Genomic DNA, 676 nt, shown 5'->3' with positions numbered 1-676 from the left:
CTTTCGTTTCCACTTTTACTTTTTGTTCACCGATTTTTGTCGTAATTGGTTTTTCTACAAATCCAATTACTTCTCCACCTTTTACTTGAACAAAATCTTTTGCATTTAATTTTTCAACTTCTGTCCCAATTACTACTTTTTGCGGTACTACGGTTACTTCTTGTTGAGCTTCCATTCTCTCGAAACCTTGCTCTGTCACTTTAAAGATCACTTCATGAACACCATACTGTGTATCCACTAGTTCATTATTTTTATTTACTTTAAATCTATCAAACTCTTTTTGATATACTTTTACTATATCTCCATATTCAAACGTCATTTCGTTGAATTGTTCCGCAAATCCTTTTGTATTTTCAGATGCTTTTACTGATAGAGTTTTCTTCTCTTTTCCATCTTTATCGTATACAGTCATCGCCATATACTTCTCATCTGCAAATGAAGTATGCATTGGACCTTCTGAATCTGTTGTACTGAATTTCTTTTCTTCATGATTTAACGTGACAACCGATTTAATATTTGTTCCTCCATAACTTGTACCAAAGAACATAATACTATCACCGTAAATCACTTCTAATGGAACTTCTGTCACCTTTTTATTACCAAAGCGATCTTTCGTTTCCACTTTTACTTTTTGTTCACCGATTTTTGTCGTAATTGGTTTTTCTACAAATCCAAT

The 676-nt window shown here is 32.5% G+C and carries 1 protein-coding gene; it reads right to left on the bottom strand.

The genetic code is table 11. The annotated features are described in order from the left end of the window. Positions 1–676, bottom strand: a 676-nt coding sequence (locus ACQRBL_RS24660) for a putative mucin/carbohydrate-binding domain-containing protein (protein ID WP_427735745.1), incomplete at both ends; no start/stop codon positions are given.

Source organism: Bacillus sp. AF62 (genome assembly GCF_050312695.1).
GTDB lineage: Bacteria > Bacillota > Bacilli > Bacillales > Bacillaceae_G > Bacillus_A > Bacillus_A cereus.
Note: the sequence above shows the minus strand (reverse complement) of the source record. Positions and strands in the feature narration are given on the sequence as shown.